Raw genomic sequence first — 23,384 nt, forward strand, 5'->3', positions numbered from 1 at the left:
TACCTGTTCTTCCCGCACGAATGTTAATCCGGCATGGCCTTGTCGGCCGCCATTTCCTTTAAAGACAACTTTTCCGATCATATAAAGGCACCTTGGAAACCTTGACCGGATAACCTTATTTTTCCTATCCTTAACGAATATGGTTAAGTCGCGGTTAAAATTTATTGTCGTCAAAAGCTTTCTTAGCGCGAATGTCTGTGTTAGGCCGCAACCATAAATTTTTATATGGATCATAAAATGCCTGTTATTGATGGAAAGTCGATTGAAGTTCTTTTTTCTGAAGAGGATATTGCAAAACGCAACCGTGTCATAGCAAGCGAAATTGCAGCTAAGAGGCCGCAAAATCTGTTGGTGCTGCCGGTTTTAAAAGGCTCGTTTATTTTTGCCGCTGACCTTATAAGGGAGCTTCACCGCGTTGGTGTAAGCTCGTCAGTCGAATTTATCACAATTTCAAGCTATGGCGCCGGTCAGGAAAGTGGAGAAATCAAACTTCTTCATGATTTTGATAGCGATATTACAGGGCGTGATATTTTGTTGATTGACGATATTCTGGAATCAGGAAAAACACTCAAATTTGTGCGCGATCTTTTGAGAAATCGCGGGGCGGGGCGCATTTTCATTGCAGCCCTCCTTGATAAAGCAATGCGCCGCAAAGCCGATATCGAGGCCGATTTTGTAGGCTTTTCCTGTCCGGATCAGTTCGTTGTCGGTTATGGAATGGATGCCGGACACGCATTTCGGCAATTACCTTTTGTCGGTGTGATCGAAAAATGAATGGCGAAAAAATTTAATTTATAAAATAAGAGATAGCTTAAAAATCATTTCCGGATTGTTTAATTGATACAATTTCAAGTTATTATCTCAAAATAACAAATAAAATATTGATGTTAAATAATATTTTAAATATTGTATGATATTATCATAATTAAAAGAAATATTTTTAACAAATTTAAGGTAAAATTAATCATTTTAATATTGTTCAGGTAGAAAATATCTTCGTGTGAAGCTATCGAATGGGTTTGTGAACAGTGCGACAGTTTACTGCTAATTGTCTGTTTGAAAGATCGTTTGGCGGGGAAAATCCATTGCGGGCAATTGACTGTAAAGATCAAATACAAAGACAGTCATTCTGAAATAATGTTCCCCGTTTCAATAAACGGCAACCCGATTGTGAGATGCCTATAAAATTCCAAAAACATCATGATTTAAAAATAGGCTGTACGAATATCTTTCTTTCATTGATCAGGGAAATTCTGAACGGTTTTGGGAGCAAAAAGTTCGAACGAAAAGCCGTCCGGATCGTAATTCAAATCGGCATGACCGTTAAATCGTGCAGGTAGGAGGCGTTTAATCAGCTTGCTACCAAAACTGAGTTTTGTGGGTTCATGAACCACTGGGCCACCTTTTTCGCGCCACGAAAAATGGAATTCGTTTTTTTCGATTGTCCAATTGATTTCCACGACGCCGGTTTTTGTAGAAAGTGCCCCATATTTAACTGCATTGGTGCTCAATTCGTGTAACGCCAAAGCCATGGAAAGAGCTGTTTGCGGCGATAGGGAAACCTGCGGGCCCGAAACGATAAATCTTTTTCCGGTTTTGTCATGGATATCAAGGCTGCTTTCGACAATCTGTTGGAGATCGGCACTGTTGGCTGCCCCTTGCGTTAAAATATCCTGCGCATGGGCAAGTGCGTTAAGACGCACAGAAAAATTCTGTAGCGCTTTTGTCATCGACGTTTCTTCAGTCAGTGTCTGATTGGCTATACTTTGAACAATGGCCAGAATGTTTTTCACACGGTGGGCAAGCTCGCCGGAAAGAATGGCTTGTTTTTCCTGCGCCTCGCGTCTCTCCGTCACATCTTGCAAAACGCCTAAGATGCGGTGCTTCATTGAATTGCCGACATCTTTCGGAGCAGCTTCGGCCCAATAGCCGATCCAGCGTAATTGATCGGTATCTTTACGCTTGACCTGAAATTCGAGATGCGTGATCAAACTTTCATCTTGCCTCGTTTGCAACATCTGTTTTGCAATGTCGCGCGGATTGTCAATGATAACCGAATAAAAGTCACTTAACGGAAGCTCGGGACTTTCCTTAAAACCTAACAATTTCAAAAATTGTGGTGTCGCTTCGATCATGCTGCGATCGCGATCAATTTCAAAAGCTCCGATACCCGCTGCCTGTTGGGCGAGCCGCAGCCGCTCTTCGCTTAATCGTAATGATTCCGAATGGCGTTGTTCATCAGTCCGGTCACGAACAATTTTTAAAAATCCTTGTTGTTTGCCGTCATCACTATAAAGAGCCTGAAGGTCGCCCGATGCCCAGAATGTGCTTCCGTCTTTTCTTTGATGAAAACGTTCAACGGCATCAATGCGATGAAGGCTGGCCATTTGTTGACGTGTTTCGGGAAGTTTATTCATCCGGTCTTCTTCGGTGAAGAGAATATCAAGAGGTTGCCCGATAGCCTCTTCGGGCTTCCAACCGAAAAGTTTTTCCGCCCCCGGACTCCAGCTCATGATGAGCCCGTTCATGTCTGCCGTTAATATTGCATAGTCCAACGCATTATCGAGAATAAGCTGGTTACGCCAACCCTGTTTTTCAACACGCTTCATCATGGTTATCCAGACTCCGTTTTAATAACCTATGAATACTGTCATGTACAAACAGGTGTTTAACGTCATCCCGCTGTTCCCGTTAAGTTTTATACCATACAGTCAAAGCTTTGTTAACTGTCTAACCAAGAAGTTTATTGTAAAAAAATGAATCAAAAACAGGAAGTTTTACATTTTAAAAATTTATCATCCCCCTCAAAAAGCGGATGACTGCCAGTTCTAATTCCAATGAAGCATAGACAAATTTAAAAAACATTTTTCCATAAATAACATGATAATTGATATAATTTTTTAAATTTATATTCTTATAAAAACAAAACTTCTATTATCATGAGTGTTATTACTAAAAATTTTTGTATATAAAATTCGGGTAAAACATATTGATACATACAGAATTTCGTAACGTGCATCAGTATTATTGATTTTTATCAGTTCATAAAAACTCAGTAAGAGTATTATATTGTAAAAATTAATTTTTATTTTCAATAGAAAAGTATTCAAGAATCATTATTGGAATCGACATGAAAAGTTTGATGAGCTTTACATATTTATGTTCGGTGATTCGTTCAAAAGAAGATAAATAGATTTTTTCGTGCCATTACATTCGGTCGTGAGACTTTTGTGGGGTCTGAAGGCATTTCCGAAAAAATAATAGCTTTGTTATTAAAACATATATTTTTTGAATCTATGAAGGCTTTTGAATAATGATATCTTTTAATCACCGGTTCGGTTTTTATAACGCTTTGGCATTCCTCATTTGAATGTTAATGTTTAGCGAAAATCAACATAAAAATAGCTATCGCCGAAGTAATAATCGGGGTCTTTCAGTTTAAAATCTGCGCCAGAACTAGATATTTTTATGAAAGGTTTAGCGTTGATAAAATAATGCTATTTTATTTGACACAAAAACCTGGTCATGTTTCTCTCGGAATTAATTAAAATAACATGAAAAGAATTCGGGTTAATCTGGTTTGCTGATGAAACGGCTGTAAAATACCGGTTTTGAAAACCGACTTTTAAAGTGAGGGATATAATTATGGTGTCGAAAAAACATGGACGTTATGATTCCTATCTTGAACAGGCACGTAACCTTCCTCCGATCAAAACAGGTGTTGTTCACCCCTGTTCAAAAGAAGCCATGCTTGCCGCTATTGAGGCCTGGCAGGAAAAATTTCTGGAGCCGGTTCTGATAGGGCCTGAGCAAAAAATACGCAATGCAGCCAAAGCCGCCGGTGTCAAAATCGATGGTCTGGAACTGGTGCCAACCGAGCATAGCCATGCTGCCGCGCAAAAAGCCGTAGAATTGGCAGCCAGCGGAAAAGTTCAGGCACTTATGAAAGGTTCACTCCATACAGACGAATTGTTGAGTGCGGTGGTCAGTGCCCAATCAGGGTTGCGAACAGAACGGCGCATCAGTCATGTTTATGCGATGGATATACCGGCCTATTCCAAGCCGCTCCTTATCACCGATGCGGCAATCAATATCCGGCCCGATCTTGATGATAAACGCGACATTGTCCAGAATGCGGTTGATCTTATGCGCATTCTAGGGCTCGAAAAACCACTTGTTGCGGTTCTTGCGGCAGTTGAAACAGTCAATTCGAAAATGCCGGCGACGCTTGATGCAGCAGCCTTGACCGTTATGTCGATGCGTGGGCAAATTACCGGTGCAGTCGTGGATGGGCCGTTGGCGTTCGATAATGCGATCAATTTGAAGGCGGCAGAAATAAAAGGCATTGTTTCACCGGTAGCCGGAAAAGCCGATATCCTTTTGGTGCCGGATCTCGAGGCTGGCAATATGCTTGCCAAACAATTGATGTATTTTGCCGACGCCGGTGCCGCCGGACTGGTTCTCGGGGCACGTGTTCCAATCATTCTTACCAGCCGATCGGACAAAGTGGAAGTGCGCCTTGCTTCTGCAGCTCTTGCAAAAATAATGGTCGAGCGACGTTTCAAACTGGAGCACGCACACCATGAATAACCGGATTGTAACATTCAATTCCGGTTCTTCGTCGTTAAAGATCGGACTTTACGAAAATAATGGTGGCCGTGCAGAACGTCTTGGTAAAGGGTCGATTGATCTCAGGCGTAATTGTTTTTCATTCCGTATTGAAAAGACCGGCGACCAGATAGCGGCTGCACCGCTGCCGGAAAACGCCGATGACAAAGAAATGCTCAAGCAGGTGTTCGGCTGGCTTACTCAAAGAATGGAAATTGGAGATATCAAAGCTGTTGGTCACAGGATCGTTCATGGTGCCGATATCTTCAGGAGTGCCTGCGTCGTCAATGATAAGACATTGGATTATATGGAGTCGCTTATTCCGCTTGCTCCGCTGCATCAGCCTGCCAATCTCAGATTGATTTATCTTGTTAAAAAACTTTATCCTTCGCTTATGCAGACGGCATCTTTCGATACGGCTTTTCATCAAGGCCAAAGCGACAGGGTAAGGCGCTTTGCTATTCCCCGGATTTTGCATAATCGCGGTATCAAAAAATATGGCTTTCACGGCCTTTCTTATCAATATATTGCCGAACAGCTCCCGAAATTACCAAAAGATGTCAGAACGCAAAACGTTGTCGTTGCCCATCTTGGAAGTGGTGCCAGTCTCTGTGCATTGAAAAATCATCAAAGTGCAGAAACGACAATGAGTTTTACGACGCTTGATGGCGTGCCAATGGCAACGCGTTGCGGGGCGCTTGATGCGGGAGTGCTCATACATCTATTGCGTAACAATCGCCATAGTGTCAGCGACATGGAATATATGCTTTACCACTCCAGCGGCCTGCTTGGCATGTCCGGCATCAGCGCCGATTGCAGAGATCTGGTAAGTTCCGAGTTGAAGCAGGCAAAACAGGCGCTTGATGTTTTCAACTTGCGCATTGCTCAGGAAATTGCACGTTTGGCTGTCATGTTGCAAGGGCTCGACACCATCATTTTTACTGCCGGAATCGGTGAACACCAACCGGAGGTTCGTGAGGCTGTATTGGAGCAGTTGCGGTGGATGGGCATCGAAATCGATTATAAAGCCAATAATGCCAATCAATCCCGGTTGACGACATTCAACAGTCCGATTGCAGCATTTATTATTCCGACAGATGAAGAACAACGCATCGCCGATGATGCTGCCCGTCTGATTGACGAAAACGAAAAAACGCCGAACTGATTTTTCCTCTCCGCTGGAATATGTAACCGGAATAAATTGCGATCCGCTTTTACGCTGGAATATTTTTAAAAAATAAAAGCAAAAGCCTGTCCAATAGTGTGAGAGATTGAAAATCCCTGTTTCGGAACAAAGTTTGGCTACGTGCCTGTTTGTTCATCACGTAGTCGGTTAATCCGCTGAACGGTTTTGATAAAATCGCCGGATTATCCGAAGGAGTTCCAGGACTTTATTTTTTTAATCCGTCAGCGCAATTTAATGGCTATTTTATTAGGCGAAGCGGCTTCCGTTATTTGTAAAAAATCGATGGACCTCCGAATTCCGGATCAAACGGTTGAAGAACTATTTTCAAAACCCGTTATTGCCTTTGTTTGTTCTTTCAAGAATCATTGTTGTTACCGATGGGCATAGGCTATCCTTTATCCAAACGGTACTGAATATGCTTGCGCGTTTGAAGTTAATGGAAGCAAATCAATGGAAGTTCGTGCTATCACCGGATAGTTCCGGTGATAGCGTTTTTTACTCAATGTTTGTTCAAACGGTTGGCAATGAGGTCTTCGACCACCTGTGGTTCGGCAAGTGTTGAAATGTCGCCCAGATTTTCGAATTCATCTTCGGCAATTTTTCTAAGAATTCGCCGCATGATTTTGCCTGAACGCGTTTTTGGCAAACTTGGTGAAAACTGGATTTTATCCGGTGTGGCAATCGGTCCGATCTCGTTTCTCACATGTTTGATAAGATGTTGGCGTAATTCTTCGCTTGGTTCAACACCTTCCATGAGTGTCACATAACAATAGATTCCTTGCCCTTTGATCGGATGCGGATAACCGACAACCGCCGATTCCGAAACGTTATGATCGGAAACAAGCGCCGATTCAACTTCCGCTGTTCCAAGGCGATGGCCTGAAACATTCAAGACATCATCGACGCGGCCGGTAATCCAGTAATACCCGTCATGGTCACGCCGGCAGCCATCACCGGTAAAATATTTGCCTTTATAGGTAGAAAAATAGGTTTCGACAAAACGGTTATGGTCCCCATAAATCGTCCGCATTTGTCCAGGCCAGGAATCGATAATGCATAAATTACCGTCGTTTTCGCCCTCAAGCACTTCTCCTTCGGTGTCTACAAGTTCGGGTTTGATACCAAAAAAGGGAAGTGTTGCCGATCCGGGTTTCAAATCGGTTGCACCGGGTAAAGGCGTAATCATATGGCCACCGGTTTCGGTTTGCCACCACGTATCGACGATTGGGCAGCGGTCATCACCGACTTTATGATAAAACCAGTTCCATGCTTCCGGATTGATTGGCTCGCCAACTGATCCGAGAATGCGCAGCGACGTCCGTTTTGACCGTTCGACATATTCGTCACCCGCTCCCATCAGTGCCCGAATGGCTGTCGGTGCGGTATAAAGAATATTGACCTTATGTTTGTCGACAACTTCCCAAAAGCGCGCCTGATCGGGGAAGTTCGGAACACCTTCGAACATAAGAGTTGTGGCACCGTTGCATAAGGGGCCGTAAACGAGATAGGAATGCCCGGTCACCCAGCCGACATCGGCTGTGCACCAATAAACATCGCCGACATGATAATCGAACACATATTCATGTGTCATGGAAGCATAAACGAGATAGCCACCTGTTGTATGCAGGACACCTTTCGGCTTTCCGGTCGAACCCGATGTATAAAGGATAAAAAGCGGATCTTCCGCTTTCATGCGCGCTGGTGGGCACTCGGTTTTCGCATTGGCCATTTCCTCATGATACCAGAAATCACGGCCCGGAGCCCAACCGATTTTTCCGCCGGTTCTGCGCACCACCATCACCTGATTGACCAGCACATATTGGCGTGCGGCTATGTCAATTGCATGGTCAACATTTTCTTTCAGCGGAATAGGTTTGCCGCCACGTACGCCTTGGTCGGCCGTAATGATAAAGGTTGATTCACAGTCAACAATACGTCCGGCAAGTGCTTCCGGCGAAAATCCGGCAAACACAACCGAATGTACTGCACCGATACGCGCGCAGGCAAGCATCGCATAGGCTGCTTCAAGGATCATCGGCAAATAGATTGTTACGCGATCGCCTTTTTTAACGCCCCTTTTTTTTAAAATATTGGCAAACCGGCAGACGTTTTCGTAAAGTTCTTTATAGGTGACTTTTTTATCAATATAGGGGTTGTCACCTTCCCAGATCATGGCGACCTGATCGCCACGACTTTTCAAATGTCTGTCGATGCAATTATAACTGACATTGGTAATACCGTCTTCATACCATTTTATTGATACTCTTCCGCGAAAACTGGTATTTTTCACTTTTGTAAAAGGTTTGAACCAATCAATACGACGGCCATGTTTCGACCAGAATGCATCGGGATCTTTTATGCTTTCATCATACCATTGAAGATATGTTTCACGATCAATTAGGGCATTTTTCTTGATATTATTAGATACGGAATAGACATTATCCGACATTTTCTCCTCCTTTTCATGTTGCAATTCTCCTCGCGCAACATGTTGTTTATAAAACTTTCATCGGGAATGAATGTTTTATACTTACAGTAAATGTTATCTTCGTTTTTATTGAAAGTTTTTAATTGATGTTTTTAAAAAACTTATTGTGAAGATTTTGGGATAGGAAAATAGAAGAATTATAAATTATCAATTTTTGTCTGTTTTTTACTGAAAAAATCCTTCAAGGCATCGATTTTCTGAAGCCGGGCAGTAGTTAAAATAATGAAGCAATAGAACTTCTAATTGTGCTCGGTAATTGAAAGGAAAAAATTATGTTGGATGAAAAATTGATACTTTCGCGTGAAGAGGCGCTTGAAAGTGGAACGGGTCGTGAAGGCAAGCGAATAGCGACGAAATCTGCGTCAAAGGCTTCGCTCGAAAACCCGCTTGACGCTTATCCCCGCCCACCTTATTCGACAGAAAAACAACAAGCTCCGGGACTTGCATCAAAGTTGACGCCAAAGGCCGATCACGGAGAAAAAAGTTACAAAGGCTCCGGTAAACTTCTAGGCCGGAAAGCCTTGATTACCGGCGGTGACAGCGGCATCGGAAGAGCTGTAGCAATAGCATTTGCTCGTGAAGGTGCCGATGTTGCTATCAATTATCTGAAGGAAGAGGAGTCAGACGCACAAGAAGTCATCAAGCTTATCGAAGAGGCAGGACGCAAAGGATTTGCAATTCCCGGTGATTTGACCGATCGGCATTTTTGCGAAAAATTGGTCGAGGAAGCAGTCCAAAAACTGGGCGGACTGGATATTCTGGTGAATAATGCCGGCCGCCAACAGGCGGTGGAAGCTTTGGCCGATCTCACAGACGAATCTTTTGACAAAACGATGAAAACCAACATTTATGCACCTTTCCGCGTAACAAAAGCTGCATTGCCACACATTCCCGCTGGTGGTTCCATCATCATTACGTCTTCCGTACAGGCATTTGACCCGTCTGCAACCTTGTTCGACTATTCACAAACCAAGGCTGCCAATGTTGCTTTTGCCAAATCGCTGGCAAAACAGCTCGCTCCGAAAGGTATTCGCGTCAATGCCGTTGCCCCCGGTCCATTCTGGACACCGCTACAACCGGCAGGTGGACAGCTTATGAAAGCCATGCCGCAATTTGGTTCAGAAACACCTATGAAGCGTGCAGGCCAGCCGGTTGAAATTGCGCCCCTTTATGTTTTGCTTGCATCCGAGGAAGCAAGCTATTGTTCAGGCCAGGTCTTCGGCGCTGCCGGTGGCAGTGGCATGGATAGCTGATTATTGGTGAACAATCGGCGGACGATGACCGAATATTGCCGAACCGACGCGCACACTTGTGGCACCAAACGCAACGGCCGTTTCATAGTCCGCCGACATTCCCATTGATAATTTTTTCACTCCCGCTTCGTTCGCCAATTTTGCAAGAAGGGCAAAATAGGGGCCGGGATTTTCACCAACCGGTGGAATACACATCAATCCGATAACATCAAGATGATGGTCGTTCTTGCAGTGTTTGACAAACTCGACTGCCGCGTTCGGCGCGATACCGGCTTTTTGCGGCTCTTCCCCGATATTGACCTGCACATAACAAGGAAGCCTGCGGTTTTGTTTTGACATTTCTTCTTGAAGAAATTTTGCAATTTTTTCTCTGTCAACTGTTTCGATCACGTCAAAAAGTTGCACTGCTTCTTCCGTTTTATTCGATTGTAACGGCCCGATAAGATGAAGTTTGAGATCAGGAAATTCTTCGCGCAATTGCGGCCATTTGCTTTTGGCTTCCTGAACACGGTTTTCGCCGAAAACACGTTGTCCTGCTTCAAGAAGTGGGTGGATTTCTTCAATTCCGAAAGTTTTTGACACTGCAATGAGCTGAACATCCTCTGGTGCGCGCCTGGAATCAATGCACGCTTTGGCGATGTTCTCTTTGACTTTTTGCCATTGGGCAATAACCCTTTCCATAGTCATTTTCCCTTCTTCATCGATTTAAAATGAATAAAAGCGCATAGAAATGGTTGACGCTTTCCTTAATCCGTGGTGAAGCACGTATTGAGTTTTTTGACTACATTTTGCAAGAGTATAATTGTAATGGCAACCGAACGCTACAATCCACGCGCGACAGAACAGAAATGGCAATCAATCTGGGTTAAAAAAGAAGTTTTCAAAACCGACAATGACGACCCGCGCGAGAAGTATTATGTGTTGGAAATGTTTCCCTATCCATCGGGACGCATTCACATGGGGCATGTACGCAATTATGCAATGGGGGATGTGGTTGCCCGTTATAAACGCGCCCGCGGATTTAATGTTTTGCATCCGATGGGGTGGGATGCTTTCGGCATGCCGGCGGAAAATGCCGCTATGCAACATAAAGTTCACCCGAAAGACTGGACCTATCAGAATATTGCTTCCATGAAAAAGCAGCTGAAGTCCATGGGGCTTTCTCTCGACTGGTCGCGCGAATTCGCAACCTGCGATGTCGAATATTATCATCGCCAGCAGATGCTTTTTCTCGATATGTATGAAAAAGGCCTTGTTGACCGCAAAACGTCCAAGGTCAACTGGGATCCGGTCGATCATACAGTGCTTGCAAACGAGCAGGTCATTGACGGGCGCGGTTGGCGTTCGGGTGCATTGGTTGAACAGCGCGAACTTACGCAATGGTTTTTCAAAATCACCAAATTCAGTCAGGAACTTCTGGATGGTTTGAATGGTCTTGATGAATGGCCGGAAAAAGTTCGCGTTATGCAACGCAACTGGATCGGCAAGTCCGAAGGAGCGCTGCTGCGCTGGAAAATTGCCGGCGGCACACAGGTTGACGGATTTAACGAGATCGAGTGTTTTTCAACCCGTCCCGATACAATATTCGGTGCGTCGTTTATTGCTATTGCCGCCGATCATCCGATTGCCCGCAAACTTGCCGAAAAAAATGCGAAACTCAAAGATTTTATCGACGAGTGTCACCGCAAAGGAACTTCGACAGCGGAGATAGAAACCGCCGAGAAAAAAGGCTTTGATACCGGCTTGAAAGTCGTCCATCCCTTTGATGATAAATGGGAAATACCTGTTTATGTGGCTAACTTTGTATTGATGGAATATGGTACAGGTGCAGTTTTCGGTTGTCCTGCCCATGATCAGCGCGATCTTGATTTTGCCAATAAATATGAATTGCCTGTGCGTCCGGTTGTTTTGCCTGAAGGTGCGGATCCTGATAGTTTTGTTGTAACGGAAGAAGCCCATACCGAAGACGGTATTATGATCAATTCTAGCTTTCTCGACGGATTAAAGCCGAAGGCTGCCTTCGAGGAAGTGCTCAAACGTTTGTCAGGACAGATGTTGAATGGTCGACCGCAAGCCGAGCGCAAAGTTCAATTCCGTTTGCGTGACTGGGGTATTTCGCGGCAACGTTATTGGGGATGCCCCATTCCGATTATCCATTGTGATGATTGCGGGGATGTGCCGGTTCCACGTGCCGATTTGCCGGTAAAATTGCCTGAGGATGTCACATTTGATAAACCGGGTAATCCGCTTGATCGCCATCCGACATGGAAATTCGTTAAATGTCCACGTTGTGGCAAACCCGCACGGCGGGAAACCGATACGATGGATACATTTGTTGATTCCTCGTGGTATTATGCCCGCTTTACCGCTCCGTGGGAAAATGAGCCGACGAACAAGGAAGCGATAAAGAAATGGTTGCCGGTCGATCAATATATCGGTGGTATTGAACACGCCATTCTCCACTTGTTGTATTCGCGCTTTTTTATGCGGGCGATGAAGATGACCGGACACGTCAATATTGACGAGCCGTTCAAGGGGCTCTTTACACAAGGCATGGTTGTTCATGAAACCTATCACAACAAGGACGGGTGGGTAGCGCCTGCCGATATCCGGATAGAAGAGAAAGATGGCGTACGTCGTGCAACACTTTTATCCGATGGTAGTCCGGTTGAAATCGGTTCGATCGAAAAAATGTCGAAGTCGAAGAAAAATGTCGTCGACCCGGACGATATTATTTCCTCCTATGGTGCTGATACTGCACGGCTTTTCATGCTTTCCGATTCACCGCCCGAACGCGATGTTATCTGGACCGAAGCAGGTGCGGAAGGTGCCCACCGTTTTGTGCAACGTGTCTGGCGGTTGATTTCGTCAAGTGCCGAAATATTGGCACATGTCAAACCGCAAGCCGGAACAAAAGGGGCAGCACTTGATATTTCCAAAGCGGCTCACCGCACACTTGCGAAAGTGGCAGATGATATTGAAAAGCTTGCTTTCAATCGTGCAGTGGCACGCCTTTATGAACTCGTCAACAAGCTCGCTCCCGAGTTGCAAAATCTGGAACAGGCCGATGACGAAATGAAGGCTGCCTTAAGACAAGCACTGGATTTCTTCATCATCATGATTTCGCCAATGACTCCACATCTGGCGGAAGAATGTCATGCAGCTTTGGGAGAGAAAAATCTGGTTGCCCAAATGCCGTGGCCACACTACGATCCTGCTTTAATTGTGGATAACGAGATAACTATCCCGATCCAGATTAACGGGAAAAAGCGTGGTGATTTGACAATTGCACGCAATGCGGATCAATCTACCATCGAAAAGGCTGTTCTTGCGCTCGATTTTGTGCAATCAAATCTGGCAGGCAAGAAGCCGAAGAAAATTATCGTAGTTCCACAGAGGATCGTCAATGTTGTTGCCTGACCATATTCTGAATAGCATCAGACCCATAACAACTGCTGTACTATTGGGGACAACGCTCGCCATATCGGCCTGCACTGTTCAGCCTCTCTATCACGGGGACTCGAACGGGGCGGCGCAAATGAATGTTTCACCGTCCATCCGCTCCAAATTGTCAGGTGTTGTGATTGACGCGCCGACCGACCGGTTTAACCAATTGGTTCGTAACCGGTTGATTTTCTTGTTGAATGGTGGTGCAGGAGAGCCTTCTGCTCCAACCTATCAGCTCTCGCTCGGCACAAGTTTCAGTATTCGTACTGCAGTCCAGATGGATATTGGCGATACGACCGATCGTACGGGGCGTGCATCTGCCGGTGCTGTCGATGGTCGTTCGACTTATGTCTTGAAAGATATGAAAAATAATCCTCTCGCACGGCGGACACGGACTGTCAGTGCGTCGTTCGATCGGCCTCGTCAGGAATATGCAAACTTGCAAGCAGAAGAGGATGCCAAGAAACGTGCAGCGGAAGAGCTCGCCGAGCAAATCTTCTTGTCTTTGGCTCAGGATATGTCGAAGTTGAAATGATTCGTTATTCCGGCAGATGAAAAACACTGCCGGAATTTTTTTAAAAAATTTTACAACCAGGTTTTTTTAACCTTTCTGTCGCGTGAAGTTACCCTGTTTTTATGCGGCAGTGAGAAATAAAGCTATTTTATCCCATTCAGTCCGGTAGCTTCCGGTCTCTTTCCGATCCTTGCGCTTTACCTCTAAATCTTTCCGTTAAAAGCCGTTGAGAAAATTCGCAAACTTGGTTTTGCTTGCTCCTGCAATTCAAGAATTGGCTGCATCAATTGTGCGAACGTGGCGTCTCTGTCAAAACGCCGTTGTTTATTGCAAACAATATCCGTTGCTAAAAAGAGTGATCAAACAAAGCGGTATAAAGTCAATGATATTCGTTCTGGAATTGGCTATGTGACATGGAATGATTTTCGGCACATCTGTATCCATTATTTTGTGCGCGGCATAACGAAATTTATCGGATAACCAACCTGAATCTGTAAGTTGTTTTAAATATGCGGTTACAGCTTAGTTCGAGTGGATGTCTGTTTTTGGAAAGTAAATTAACAACGAACATTATTTTAATTGAAAAAAGCAATTCGGTTGAACGTGAGGTCAACTAATAAATTATAACGCTTAGTAAAATAGGAATTTTAGAGTTATGAAAAATATTTCATAAATAATTCAATTATGAAAACGTAAAAACAAAAGTGGTAAAAGAATTTATTTTCTATTTACCACTCTCATTGATAGCCAATTGAATTCAACTGTTATCTGTTTTTATTGCAATAATATTCATCCGATAGTCTGGCCGGTTTTTTCCCAGTCTTTCATGAAAATTTCAAGACCTTTGTCCGTAAGCGGGTGTTTTATCAGCAATTTCATGATTGAAGGCGGGATTGTTGCGACATCGGCGCCGATAAGGGCAGCTTCCTTGACATGATTGACTGTACGGATAGAGGCAGCAAGAATTTGTGTCTTGAAGTCATAATTGTCAAAAATTGTCCGGATTTCACCAATGAGATCCATGCCATTCAATCCGATATCATCAAGCCGTCCGATGAAGGGGGAAACGAATGTTGCACCGGCTTTTGCCGCAAGCAATGCCTGATTGGCGGAAAAACACAAGGTCATATTGGTTTTCAAGCCCTTGGCGGAAAGAGCTTTACAAGCTTTCAATCCGTCAAATGTCAGGGGAAGTTTGATGCAAATATTGTTGGCAATTTTTGCCAATATTTGCGCCTGTTTCATCATTCCGTCAAAATCGGCAGCGGTAACTTCCGCAGATACTGGGCCGTCAACGAGCGCACAAATTTCTTTCGTTACCTCGATAATATCACGTCCGGATTTCAAAATAAGTGATGGGTTGGTTGTTACACCGTCGACAAGCCCCAGATTGTTAAGTTCCGAAATTTCCTCAATAATGGCAGTATCAACAAAAAATTTCATGGGTTAGCTCCTGAGCTTTCTTATGCAGCCTGATATTTGGCGATTTGCTGTGATTTTCTCGTTATGATCCATTGTTTTATGCAAAAGCAAGTCCAACATGACGCTAGCGATGACAAAAACCGAATCAAAGACACCAAAAACCGTTTCAGTGTTGGTACCGATGCCGGCAGAAACAGCCTATAGTTATTCGGTGCCGGATAATATGGAAGTCCAAGTGGGTTCAATCGTGCGTGTGCCTTTGGGACCCAGACAAGTTGCCGGTCTTGTTACCAACGAGGCCAACAGCAATGACAAAGTGTCGGTTAAAAAATTGCGGCCGATTTCCGAATTGTTCGATTGTCCGCCACTGCCGGCTGACATGATGCGTTTTATCCATTTCGTTTCCGACTATACTCTGTCGCCTCCCGGAATGGTGGCACGCATGGCTTTGCGCGTTCCTGCGGCATTCGATCCGGAACCGGCCATTTCAGGATTGCGCTATTGTGGTGGTAAAGTCGAAAAAATGACGGCTGCACGCAAACGCGTTCTTGAACTCGCACAAAATGGTCTGGCCTGGACAAAATCAGGGCTTGCCCACGCGGCGGGAACGTCGACAAGTGTTGTAGAAGGGTTAAAAAACTCCGGTGTATTCGAAGAGATAGAAATGCCGCCACCTCCTGTTGTGGCGCTCCCCGATCCGGACTATTCAAGTCCGATACTCGAGAAAGCACAAAAGCTTGCCGCCGATACACTGATAGAAGCTGTTGACGGAGATCGTTTTAAAGTTTTGTTGCTTGATGGCGTTACCGGTTCGGGCAAGACGGAAGTCTATTTTGAAGCTGTCGCGCAAGCCCTTAAAAAAGGTAAACAAGTCCTCATTCTCTTACCCGAAATAGCGTTGACGCAGCAGTTTCTGGATAGATTTGAAAGCCGCTTTGGTGCGCCGCCTGCCGAATGGCATTCCGATCTTACGCCTAAACAGCGCGAACATGTCTGGCGACAGGTCATTGAAAAGCGCGTGCAGGTTGTTGCAGGAGCGCGGTCTGCCCTGTTTCTTCCCTTTGAAAATCTGGGACTGATTATTGTCGATGAAGAACATGATACTGCCTATAAACAGGAGGACCGTGTTTTTTATAATGCGCGTGATATGGCCGTGGCACGTGGCTCGTTTGGTGGTTTTCCGGTTGTTTTATCTTCTGCAACCCCTTCTGTAGAAAGCAAAGTCAATGCTCTTCAAGGGCGCTATCAGGCGGTTCATCTGCCTTCCCGTTTCAGAAAAGCGGCTATGCCGGATTTGCGCGCTATCGACATGCGTAAAAACGCTCCTCCCTCGGGCAGATTTTTGTCACCACCACTTGAAGTTGCCATGCGTCAGGTGCTTGATCGCAAAGAACAGGCGCTGATATTTCTTAATCGCCGCGGCTACGCCCCTTTGACTTTATGCCGCGTTTGCGGACACCGTTTCCAATGTCCGAACTGCTCAAGCTGGCTGGTGGAACACCGTTTTCGCGGCCAGCTTATGTGTCACCATTGCGGCTATCATGAACCGATACCTGAAGCTTGTCCCGAATGCGGGACACTTGATCATCTGGTTGCCTGTGGTCCGGGGGTTGAAAGAATTGCCGAAGAAACATTGAAGCTATTTCCCGAGGCACGCATTCTGGTCTTGTCGACCGATCTGGTTGGCGGCGTCAAAAGATTAAGGCTCGAGCTTGAAGCAATTTCAAAAGGCGAGGTGGATATTGTTATCGGAACACAACTCGTTGCCAAAGGCCACCATTTTCCGGGTATTTCACTCGTCGGTGTTGTTGACGCGGATTTGGGACTTTCAAATGGCGACCCGCGCGCGGCCGAACGTACATTCCAGTTGTTGTCCCAGGTTACCGGTCGCGCTGGTCGCACAGGGCTGAAAAGCCAAGGATTGATACAAACTTATCAGCCCTATCACCCCGTTATGCAAGCCATTATTTCGGGGGATAGCGAAGCTTTTTATAAAAGAGAAATTGACGAGCGGGCACGCCATAATCTTCCGCCTTTTGGACGTCTTGCAGCCCTTATTGTTTCATCGGAAAGCCGCAGTGACGCTGAAGCCCATGCACGTGCATTGCGTCAGGCTGCGCCATCAGCCGGTGAAATATCTGTTCTGGGACCGGCTGAAGCGCCCTTGGCATTGGTTCGTGGAAGATACCGTTTCAGACTGCTTTTGCAAGGAAGCCGCCGCGCCGATATGCAATCTTTTATTCGTGCGATGCTTGCCCGCGGTCCAAAAATTCGTGGTACAATACGAGTGCAGGTTGACATTGATCCGCAAAGTTTCATTTAATGCTCTTGCTTTTGACTTGAAGTAACGAAATGGTATCGGTTGGAAAAATTTTAAGCTGATGCGTTGGCAAATCGTATCCAGAGGATCGTAACGATGCGTTTTTTATTGGTGTTATCGGCGTTATTGTTTTCGATAAGTCCGGTTTTTTCTCAATCCGTTTCCGAAGTTATCGGCCACGACAGCCAGAACAATAAAAAAAGTGCCGATGTTACAGTTTTTGTCTTTGCCTATAGTATGCTCAAAGAATCGGACAAAGTGTTTATGCCGATGATTGAGGAACCGGCTAACAGCATGATGAAAGTCTGTAAAAAACCGACAAACAAAGCCAAACAATGGGTCTATATGAATATTGTCCAGCAATATGATCATATTTTGAAAGAGGTTTATCAGCTTGAGAAGGGATTGAGTATCAACGGAAAAGCTGAACCGGGCCCGGCTGCGAGTCGCATGACAACAACTTTGAGCCAACGCCGTGATATGATGGAAACGGCCCGTGCACTTGATCTTTCTGCCGAAGTGGTGGAGGTGCGCATGGAAGCCAATGACGCCATGATGGATAAGGCATTGATCGAAACCGGAGATACTGTCGCTTCTTCGGCATTTGATACTTTCAAGGAAACCAATACTGCAAAAATAAAATCCGTGCCTCAGGATATCGAGAAAATGTTGCAAGACAACTGCCTGAAAGATCCGGGGGGAGAAGAAAATTTTATAACCTCTCCTGCCCAATAATATCCGTTCCTATTTTCTTTTGCAGGAAAGCATGCATATAGAATTATCATATATGCTTTTTTTAAACGTGTGCGAAATTCGGCCTTTAGAGGATCTGATGGTGGGTAATCATGATTGAACTTTACTTTCCCCAAAGTTGCGGAGAATGGCTTGCATGGCTCGTGGCATGGGGGTTCGTGTTTATCGGCATATTCTATTTTTTCTGGCCGAAAGTCGCTATGCGTATGTTCTGGACCTATCCTCAACAAGAATCAGCATCATTGCTTGCAGCCGTACGGGGAAATATGGGGGGTGTTCCGCTCGGAATAGGAATCGGTTATTTATTGTTTGCACAACCTTTTTTAGCCGTCGCGCTATTTTTGGCAGCATTTTTCGCTCTCGTCGGACGGCTTGCCTCATTTATAATTGACAAAAGCTTTTCTGGCTTTAATGTCATTGCGCTATCAATCGAAATAGTGTTTTCAATAGCTAGTTTTGTTTATGCTTTCGGTTTTGTAGCTTAAATATTAAAAAAATAAGGCGTAGTTTTAAAAAGCAGCCTGTTGCGGTGTTGCGAGTCGCAATTGTGTATGCTAGATGCCTATCAACTTTTAATATTTGAATAGCGGTTATATACCGGCAACGTAAAAAGTTATCTGGCATTACCGGGTTGGCGGGTTTTCAAGTCAACTCTCTGCTAAGGGGAAAGACAGGATAGAGTGTCAAAATCGTCTTCGCTAACATCTGCAGTAGCCGAGCGTTATGCTACATCACTTTTTGATCTGGCACATGAATCCAAGTGTGTCGATGCAGTAGAAAAAGAACTGTCTTCATGTCTTTCATCGATCGAATCAAATAGCGATTTGAAACGTCTGGTTTTTAGCCCCGTTTTTTCGTCAGTCGAACAGGAAAAAGCGGTAGCTGCTTTATGTAAAGAAGCAGGAATGGGCAAAAATACCGCCAGTCGTTACGTCGCCAATTTTTTATGTGTTGTTGCATCGAATAGGCGGCTTTTTTTATTGCCGGCCATTGTTTCTGCCTTTCGTGGTCTTGCCGCAAAATTCCGCGGGGAAATATCGGCGGAAGTTGTTTCGGCACAGAAATTGACTTCAGCTCAGGAAAAAGAGCTGAAAGCAACATTGAAAGCAGTGGCAGGCAAAGATGTCAGCCTGCGTACAACTGTTAATCCGGATATATTGGGTGGCCTTATCGTCCGACTCGGTTCGCGTCAGATCGATACGTCACTGTCATCGAAATTGTCTTCGCTTAAGCTTGCACTGAAAGAGGTCGGCTGATGGATATTAAACCGTCGGAAATATCTAAAATCCTGAAGAGTCAAATCGAAAATTTCGGTAAAGAGGCCGAAGTTTCCGAAGTTGGCCAGGTTCTGTCTGTGGGTGACGGTATCGCCCGTGTTTATGGCTTGGATAATGTTCAGGCCGGTGAAATGGTCGAATTTCCCGGTGGTGTGCGTGGCATGGCGCTCAACCTCGAGAGAGATAATGTCGGTGTTGTTATTTTCGGCTCCGATCGTGATATTTGTGAAGGCGATACAGTCAAGCGTACGAAAACAATTGTTGATGTTCCCGTTGGTCCGGAACTTCTCGGTCGTGTTGTCGATGCTTTGGGCAATCCGATTGATGGCAAGGGTCCGATCAATGCCAAAGAACGTCGCCGTGTCGATGTAAAGGCGCCGGGCATTATTCCACGTAAATCGGTTCACGAACCGATGTCGACAGGTCTTAAGGCTATCGACGCTCTCATTCCTATCGGGCGCGGACAGCGTGAATTGGTGATCGGTGACCGTCAGACGGGTAAGACTGCTATTCTGCTTGATACATTTCTCAACCAGAAGCCCGCACATGACCAGAATATTGAAAAAGACAAACTTTATTGCGTTTATGTCGCCGTCGGACAGAAACGTTCGACTGTTGCCCGCTTTGTAAAAGCGTTGGAAGAACGCGGTGCACTTGATTATTCGATCATTGTTGCTGCGACTGCTTCCGAACCGGCTCCGATGCAATTTATTGCACCATTTGCCGGTTGTGCAATCGGTGAATATTTCCGTGACAACGGTATGCATGCTTTGATCGGTTATGACGACCTGTCGAAACAGGCGGTTGCCTATCGTCAAATGTCATTGTTGCTTCGCCGTCCGCCGGGGCGTGAAGCTTATCCGGGCGATGTCTTCTATCTGCACTCCCGTTTGCTTGAACGCGCAGCCAAGATGAACGATGCCCACGGTGCCGGATCGTTGACAGCACTTCCTGTCATTGAAACACAGGCCAATGATGTTTCTGCCTATATTCCGACCAACGTTATTTCTATTACAGATGGTCAGATATTTCTTGAAACAAATCTGTTCTATCAAGGTATCCGCCCGGCAGTGAACGTCGGTTTGTCGGTTTCGCGTGTTGGCTCTGCAGCCCAGATTAAGGCAATGAAGCAGGTAGCAGGTTCGATCAAGGGCGAACTCGCACAATATCGCGAAATGGCGGCGTTTGCCCAGTTCGGTTCCGATCTTGATGCTTCAACGCAGCGTTTGCTCAATCGTGGTGCACGATTGACCGAACTGTTGAAACAACCGCAATTCTCGCCATTGAAGACAGAAGAACAGGTTGCTGTTATTTTTGCCGGTGTGAATGGTTATCTCGACAAGCTGGCGGTCAATCAGGTCAGCAAGTTCGAACAGGGACTTTTGGCGCTGATGCGGACCGACCACAAGGATGTTCTAGACGGTATTCGTAAAGAGCAAAAATTGACCGACGAGCTTAAAAATAAGCTGACAAGCATTTTGCAAGCTTATTCCAAGAATTTTTCTTGACCTAATGATGGGACGGTTTAATGGCTTCGCTAAAAGATCTTAGAGATCGTATTGCCTCGGTTAAGGCGACGCAGAAAATTACCCGTGCGATGCAAATGGTCGCTGCGGCAAAGCTGCGTCGCGCCGAAGAGGCAGCAGAAGCAGCGCGTCCGTATGCGCAACGTATGGCCGCGGTGCTTGCCGATCTCGCTTCACATATTGGAGCAGAAGATGCACCCAAACTAATGGTTGGGACCGGCAAAGACGACGTTCACCTTCTTATCGTTTGCACCGCAGAACGCGGTCTTTGTGGCGGGTTCAATTCCCAGATTGCCCGTCATGCGATAGAACATATCAAGCTGCTTCAGGTTCAGGGCAAAACTGTAAAAATTCTGACTGTGGGAAAAAAAGGTTTCGATATTTTGCACCGCGATTATGGTCGCTTTATTGTTGACCATGTGAGCTTGCGCGAAGCAAAGCACCTCAAATATTCGCACGCCAAGAATGTTGCTGATAAAGTTATCGAAATGTTCAAAAAAGGCGAATTTGACGTCTGCACTTTGTTCTATTCCGAGTTTGTGTCGGTTATCAATCAACAACCGACCTCCCAACAGCTCATTCCGGCTCCGAAAGACGAAGAGGATGAAGACATCCAGAACCAGAAAGTTGTTCCTGCGGTCTATGCTTATGAACCGGATGCGGCAACAATTCTGACCACGCTTATCCCCCGTAACATCGGAGTGCAAATTTTTCGGGCTCTGTTAGAAAACGGAGCAGGTGAGATGGGCGCCAAGATGAGCGCGATGGATAATGCAACGCGCAACGCCGGTGAGATGATCAATAAACTGTCGGTCACATATAACCGTCAACGTCAGGCTCAGATCACGACAGAACTGATAGAAATTATTGCGGGCGCAGAAGCGCTCTAATATGGAAGGTAAGGATCGATGGCAAAAGCGGCGACCTCAAAGACGGCAGCCACAAAGGCTGCGGAAAAGAAAGTAACAGCAAAAGCTGCTGCCAAACCGGCAGCCTCGAAAGCTTCAGCCAAAACGGCATCTCCGCACGCGGATACGAAGTCGGCATCTGCTGGTGAAAATAAAGGTACCTATAAGCTTGATACAACAAAAGGCGTTGTCGGGCATATCACGCAGATTATCGGTGCTGTTGTCGATGTCCAGTTCGATGGTCATTTGCCGAAGATTTTGAATGCTTTGGAAACAGCCAATCTCGGTCATCGGCTGGTTCTTGAAGTTGCCCAACACCTTGGCGAGAATACAGTTCGCACAATTGCGATGGATACAACCGACGGTCTGGTTCGCGGACAAGAAGTCGTTGATACCGGCGCTCCTATTTCGGTTCCGGTCGGCGAAGCAACGCTCGGCCGCATCATGAATGTTATCGGTGAACCGGTTGACGAAGTCGGACCGATTAAATCCGACAAAATCCGTGCGATTCACCAACCGGCTCCCGCTTATGTTGATCAGTCGACAGAATCGGAAATTCTGGTTACCGGAATCAAGGTGGTTGATCTTCTCGCACCTTATTCAAAAGGCGGTAAGGTCGGTTTGTTCGGTGGTGCCGGTGTTGGTAAAACAGTTCTTATTATGGAGCTCATCAACAACATCGCCAAAGCACATGGCGGTTATTCGGTTTTTGCCGGTGTCGGTGAACGTACCCGTGAAGGCAATGACCTTTACCACGAAATGATCGAGAGCCACGTGAATGTTGATCCGAAAGAACATGGTGGATCTGCAAAAGGCTCAAAATGTGCTCTGGTCTATGGACAGATGAACGAATCACCGGGAGCTCGTGCTCGTGTTGCACTTTCCGGCTTGACGGTTGCCGAAAGCTTCCGCGATGACGGTCAGGATGTTCTGTTCTTCGTGGATAATATTTTCCGTTTTACTCAGGCAGGTTCGGAAGTTTCTGCTCTGCTCGGCCGCATTCCTTCGGCCGTGGGCTATCAGCCGACTTTGGCTACCGATATGGGTGCTTTACAGGAACGTATTACAACGACCAACAAGGGGTCTATTACGTCTGTTCAGGCAATTTATGTTCCTGCCGACGATTTGACCGATCCGGCTCCGGCAACATCATTTGCCCACTTGGATGCAACAACTGTTTTGTCGCGCTCCATTGCTGAAAAAGGCATTTATCCTGCTGTCGACCCGTTGGATTCCTCGTCTCGTATGCTTGATCCACTGGTTGTCGGTGAAGAACACTATAATGTTGCTCGCCAGGTGCAGACGATTTTGCAGCGCTACAAATCGTTGCAGGATATTATCGCCATTCTCGGTATGGACGAGCTCTCGGAAGAAGATAAGCTTGTTGTCGCACGTGCCCGCAAGATTGAACGTTTCCTGTCTCAGCCATTCCATGTTGCAGAAGTGTTCACAGGTGCTCCGGGCAAGCTTGTTCCTCTTGAAGATACGATCAAGGGCTTCAAAGGCCTTTGTGCTGGCGAATATGATTATCTTCCGGAATCAGCCTTCTATATGGTTGGCTCGATTGAAGAGGCTGTTGAAAAAGCACAGCGTCTTGCCGAGCAAGTTTCGTAATAAAAATTGGTTCTGTCGCCTTTTATATTGGCGGCAGAACCGTTTGCAGTGCTTTGCCCGCGTGGGAA

At 45.7% G+C, this 23,384-nt stretch carries 17 protein-coding genes; 13 read left to right on the forward strand and 4 right to left on the reverse strand.

Features of this window, described 5'->3' with window-relative positions:
- Positions 1-237: 237 nt before the first annotated feature.
- Entirely contained in the window at positions 238-774 is a 537-nt protein-coding gene (gene hpt / locus H3V12_RS09425; protein WP_075869899.1) for a hypoxanthine phosphoribosyltransferase, read from the forward strand.
- 461 nt (positions 775-1,235) lie between these two features.
- Here the strand turns inward: hpt and H3V12_RS09430 are convergent, their stop codons facing one another.
- Positions 1,236-2,612: a PAS domain S-box protein gene (locus H3V12_RS09430; protein WP_246787544.1), complete on the reverse strand. Its 1,377-nt coding sequence runs from the start codon at positions 2,610-2,612 to the stop codon at positions 1,236-1,238.
- A gap of 1,033 nt (positions 2,613-3,645) precedes the next feature.
- On the opposite strand from H3V12_RS09430, the gene H3V12_RS09435 reads away from it, so the two are divergent.
- Complete coding sequence (locus H3V12_RS09435; RefSeq protein ID WP_198214466.1) at positions 3,646-4,590, forward strand: bifunctional enoyl-CoA hydratase/phosphate acetyltransferase; 945 nt, start codon at positions 3,646-3,648, stop codon at positions 4,588-4,590.
- Positions 4,583-5,773, forward strand: coding sequence for an acetate/propionate family kinase (locus H3V12_RS09440; RefSeq protein ID WP_198214467.1), 1,191 nt, complete (start codon positions 4,583-4,585; stop codon positions 5,771-5,773). The genes H3V12_RS09435 and H3V12_RS09440 overlap by 8 nt, the downstream gene beginning before the upstream one ends.
- Before the next feature lie 520 nt (positions 5,774-6,293).
- On the opposite strand, the gene acs is transcribed toward H3V12_RS09440, so the two are convergent.
- Positions 6,294-8,243, reverse strand: a complete 1,950-nt coding sequence (gene acs, locus H3V12_RS09445) for an acetate--CoA ligase (RefSeq protein WP_198214468.1) — start codon at positions 8,241-8,243, stop codon at positions 6,294-6,296.
- Positions 8,244-8,554: 311 nt separating this feature from the next.
- Here acs and H3V12_RS09450 point away from each other — a divergent pair, with 311 nt between their 5' ends.
- Positions 8,555-9,535 (forward strand): SDR family oxidoreductase, encoded by a 981-nt coding sequence (locus tag H3V12_RS09450; RefSeq protein ID WP_198214469.1) that lies wholly within the window; start codon positions 8,555-8,557, stop codon positions 9,533-9,535.
- Here the strand turns inward: H3V12_RS09450 and H3V12_RS09455 are convergent, their stop codons facing one another.
- Positions 9,536-10,216, reverse strand: a complete 681-nt coding sequence (locus H3V12_RS09455; protein WP_198214554.1) for a YggS family pyridoxal phosphate-dependent enzyme — start codon at positions 10,214-10,216, stop codon at positions 9,536-9,538.
- A gap of 126 nt (positions 10,217-10,342) precedes the next feature.
- On the opposite strand from H3V12_RS09455, the gene leuS reads away from it, so the two are divergent.
- Together leuS and lptE are read left to right on the forward strand one after the other, a co-directional pair.
- Positions 10,343-12,955: a leucine--tRNA ligase gene (gene leuS / locus H3V12_RS09460; protein WP_198214470.1), complete on the forward strand. Its 2,613-nt coding sequence runs from the start codon at positions 10,343-10,345 to the stop codon at positions 12,953-12,955.
- A complete protein-coding gene (gene lptE, locus H3V12_RS09465; protein WP_075869372.1) occupies positions 12,942-13,517 on the forward strand; it encodes an LPS assembly lipoprotein LptE in 576 nt (191 codons plus the stop codon). The genes leuS and lptE overlap by 14 nt, the downstream gene beginning before the upstream one ends.
- A 768-nt stretch (positions 13,518-14,285) precedes the next feature.
- Here lptE and fsa read toward each other — a convergent pair.
- Entirely contained in the window at positions 14,286-14,939 is a 654-nt protein-coding gene (gene fsa, locus H3V12_RS09470) for a fructose-6-phosphate aldolase (RefSeq protein ID WP_075869370.1), read from the reverse strand.
- Positions 14,940-15,048: 109 nt separating this feature from the next.
- Here fsa and H3V12_RS09475 point away from each other — a divergent pair, with 109 nt between their 5' ends.
- The 7 genes from H3V12_RS09475 (at position 15,049) to atpD (ending at position 23,316) form a co-directional block, all read left to right on the forward strand.
- Entirely contained in the window at positions 15,049-17,241 is a 2,193-nt protein-coding gene (locus H3V12_RS09475) for a primosomal protein N' (RefSeq protein ID WP_198214471.1), read from the forward strand.
- A 93-nt stretch (positions 17,242-17,334) separates the two neighbouring features.
- Complete coding sequence (locus H3V12_RS09480; protein WP_198214472.1) at positions 17,335-17,973, forward strand: hypothetical protein; 639 nt, start codon at positions 17,335-17,337, stop codon at positions 17,971-17,973.
- A 110-nt stretch (positions 17,974-18,083) separates the two neighbouring features.
- Positions 18,084-18,476, forward strand: a complete 393-nt coding sequence (locus H3V12_RS09485) for a DUF4345 family protein (RefSeq protein ID WP_075869367.1) — start codon at positions 18,084-18,086, stop codon at positions 18,474-18,476.
- A 195-nt stretch (positions 18,477-18,671) separates the two neighbouring features.
- Entirely contained in the window at positions 18,672-19,247 is a 576-nt protein-coding gene (locus H3V12_RS09490) for a F0F1 ATP synthase subunit delta (RefSeq protein ID WP_075869366.1), read from the forward strand.
- A complete protein-coding gene (gene atpA, locus H3V12_RS09495; protein WP_075913856.1) occupies positions 19,247-20,776 on the forward strand; it encodes a F0F1 ATP synthase subunit alpha in 1,530 nt (509 codons plus the stop codon). The genes H3V12_RS09490 and atpA overlap by 1 nt, the downstream gene beginning before the upstream one ends.
- Before the next feature lie 20 nt (positions 20,777-20,796).
- A complete protein-coding gene (locus H3V12_RS09500; RefSeq protein ID WP_075869364.1) occupies positions 20,797-21,684 on the forward strand; it encodes a F0F1 ATP synthase subunit gamma in 888 nt (295 codons plus the stop codon).
- An 18-nt stretch (positions 21,685-21,702) separates the two neighbouring features.
- The gene (gene atpD / locus H3V12_RS09505; protein ID WP_198214473.1) at positions 21,703-23,316 is read left to right on the forward strand and encodes a F0F1 ATP synthase subunit beta; all 1,614 of its coding nucleotides are present in this window, start codon (positions 21,703-21,705) and stop codon (positions 23,314-23,316) included.
- The last annotated feature ends 68 nt before the right edge of the window (positions 23,317-23,384 follow it).

The organism is Bartonella sp. W8167, assembly GCF_016100335.1.
In the GTDB taxonomy this organism is placed as follows: Bacteria; Pseudomonadota; Alphaproteobacteria; order Rhizobiales; family Rhizobiaceae; genus Bartonella; species Bartonella apis.

Coding starts and splice junctions, on each gene's coding strand:
- hpt (WP_075869899.1), top strand. CDS start 238: ATGCCTGTTATTGATGGAAAGTCGATTGAAGTTCTTTTTTCTGAAGAG.
- H3V12_RS09430 (WP_246787544.1), bottom strand. CDS start 2,612: ATGATGAAGCGTGTTGAAAAACAGGGTTGGCGTAACCAGCTTATTCTC.
- H3V12_RS09435 (WP_198214466.1), top strand. CDS start 3,646: ATGGTGTCGAAAAAACATGGACGTTATGATTCCTATCTTGAACAGGCA.
- H3V12_RS09440 (WP_198214467.1), top strand. CDS start 4,583: ATGAATAACCGGATTGTAACATTCAATTCCGGTTCTTCGTCGTTAAAG.
- acs (WP_198214468.1), bottom strand. CDS start 8,243: ATGTCGGATAATGTCTATTCCGTATCTAATAATATCAAGAAAAATGCC.
- H3V12_RS09450 (WP_198214469.1), top strand. CDS start 8,555: ATGTTGGATGAAAAATTGATACTTTCGCGTGAAGAGGCGCTTGAAAGT.
- H3V12_RS09455 (WP_198214554.1), bottom strand. CDS start 10,216: ATGGAAAGGGTTATTGCCCAATGGCAAAAAGTCAAAGAGAACATCGCC.
- leuS (WP_198214470.1), top strand. CDS start 10,343: ATGGCAACCGAACGCTACAATCCACGCGCGACAGAACAGAAATGGCAA.
- lptE (WP_075869372.1), top strand. CDS start 12,942: ATGTTGTTGCCTGACCATATTCTGAATAGCATCAGACCCATAACAACT.
- fsa (WP_075869370.1), bottom strand. CDS start 14,939: ATGAAATTTTTTGTTGATACTGCCATTATTGAGGAAATTTCGGAACTT.
- H3V12_RS09475 (WP_198214471.1), top strand. CDS start 15,049: ATGACAAAAACCGAATCAAAGACACCAAAAACCGTTTCAGTGTTGGTA.
- H3V12_RS09480 (WP_198214472.1), top strand. CDS start 17,335: ATGCGTTTTTTATTGGTGTTATCGGCGTTATTGTTTTCGATAAGTCCG.
- H3V12_RS09485 (WP_075869367.1), top strand. CDS start 18,084: ATGATTGAACTTTACTTTCCCCAAAGTTGCGGAGAATGGCTTGCATGG.
- atpA (WP_075913856.1), top strand. CDS start 19,247: ATGGATATTAAACCGTCGGAAATATCTAAAATCCTGAAGAGTCAAATC.
- H3V12_RS09500 (WP_075869364.1), top strand. CDS start 20,797: ATGGCTTCGCTAAAAGATCTTAGAGATCGTATTGCCTCGGTTAAGGCG.
- atpD (WP_198214473.1), top strand. CDS start 21,703: ATGGCAAAAGCGGCGACCTCAAAGACGGCAGCCACAAAGGCTGCGGAA.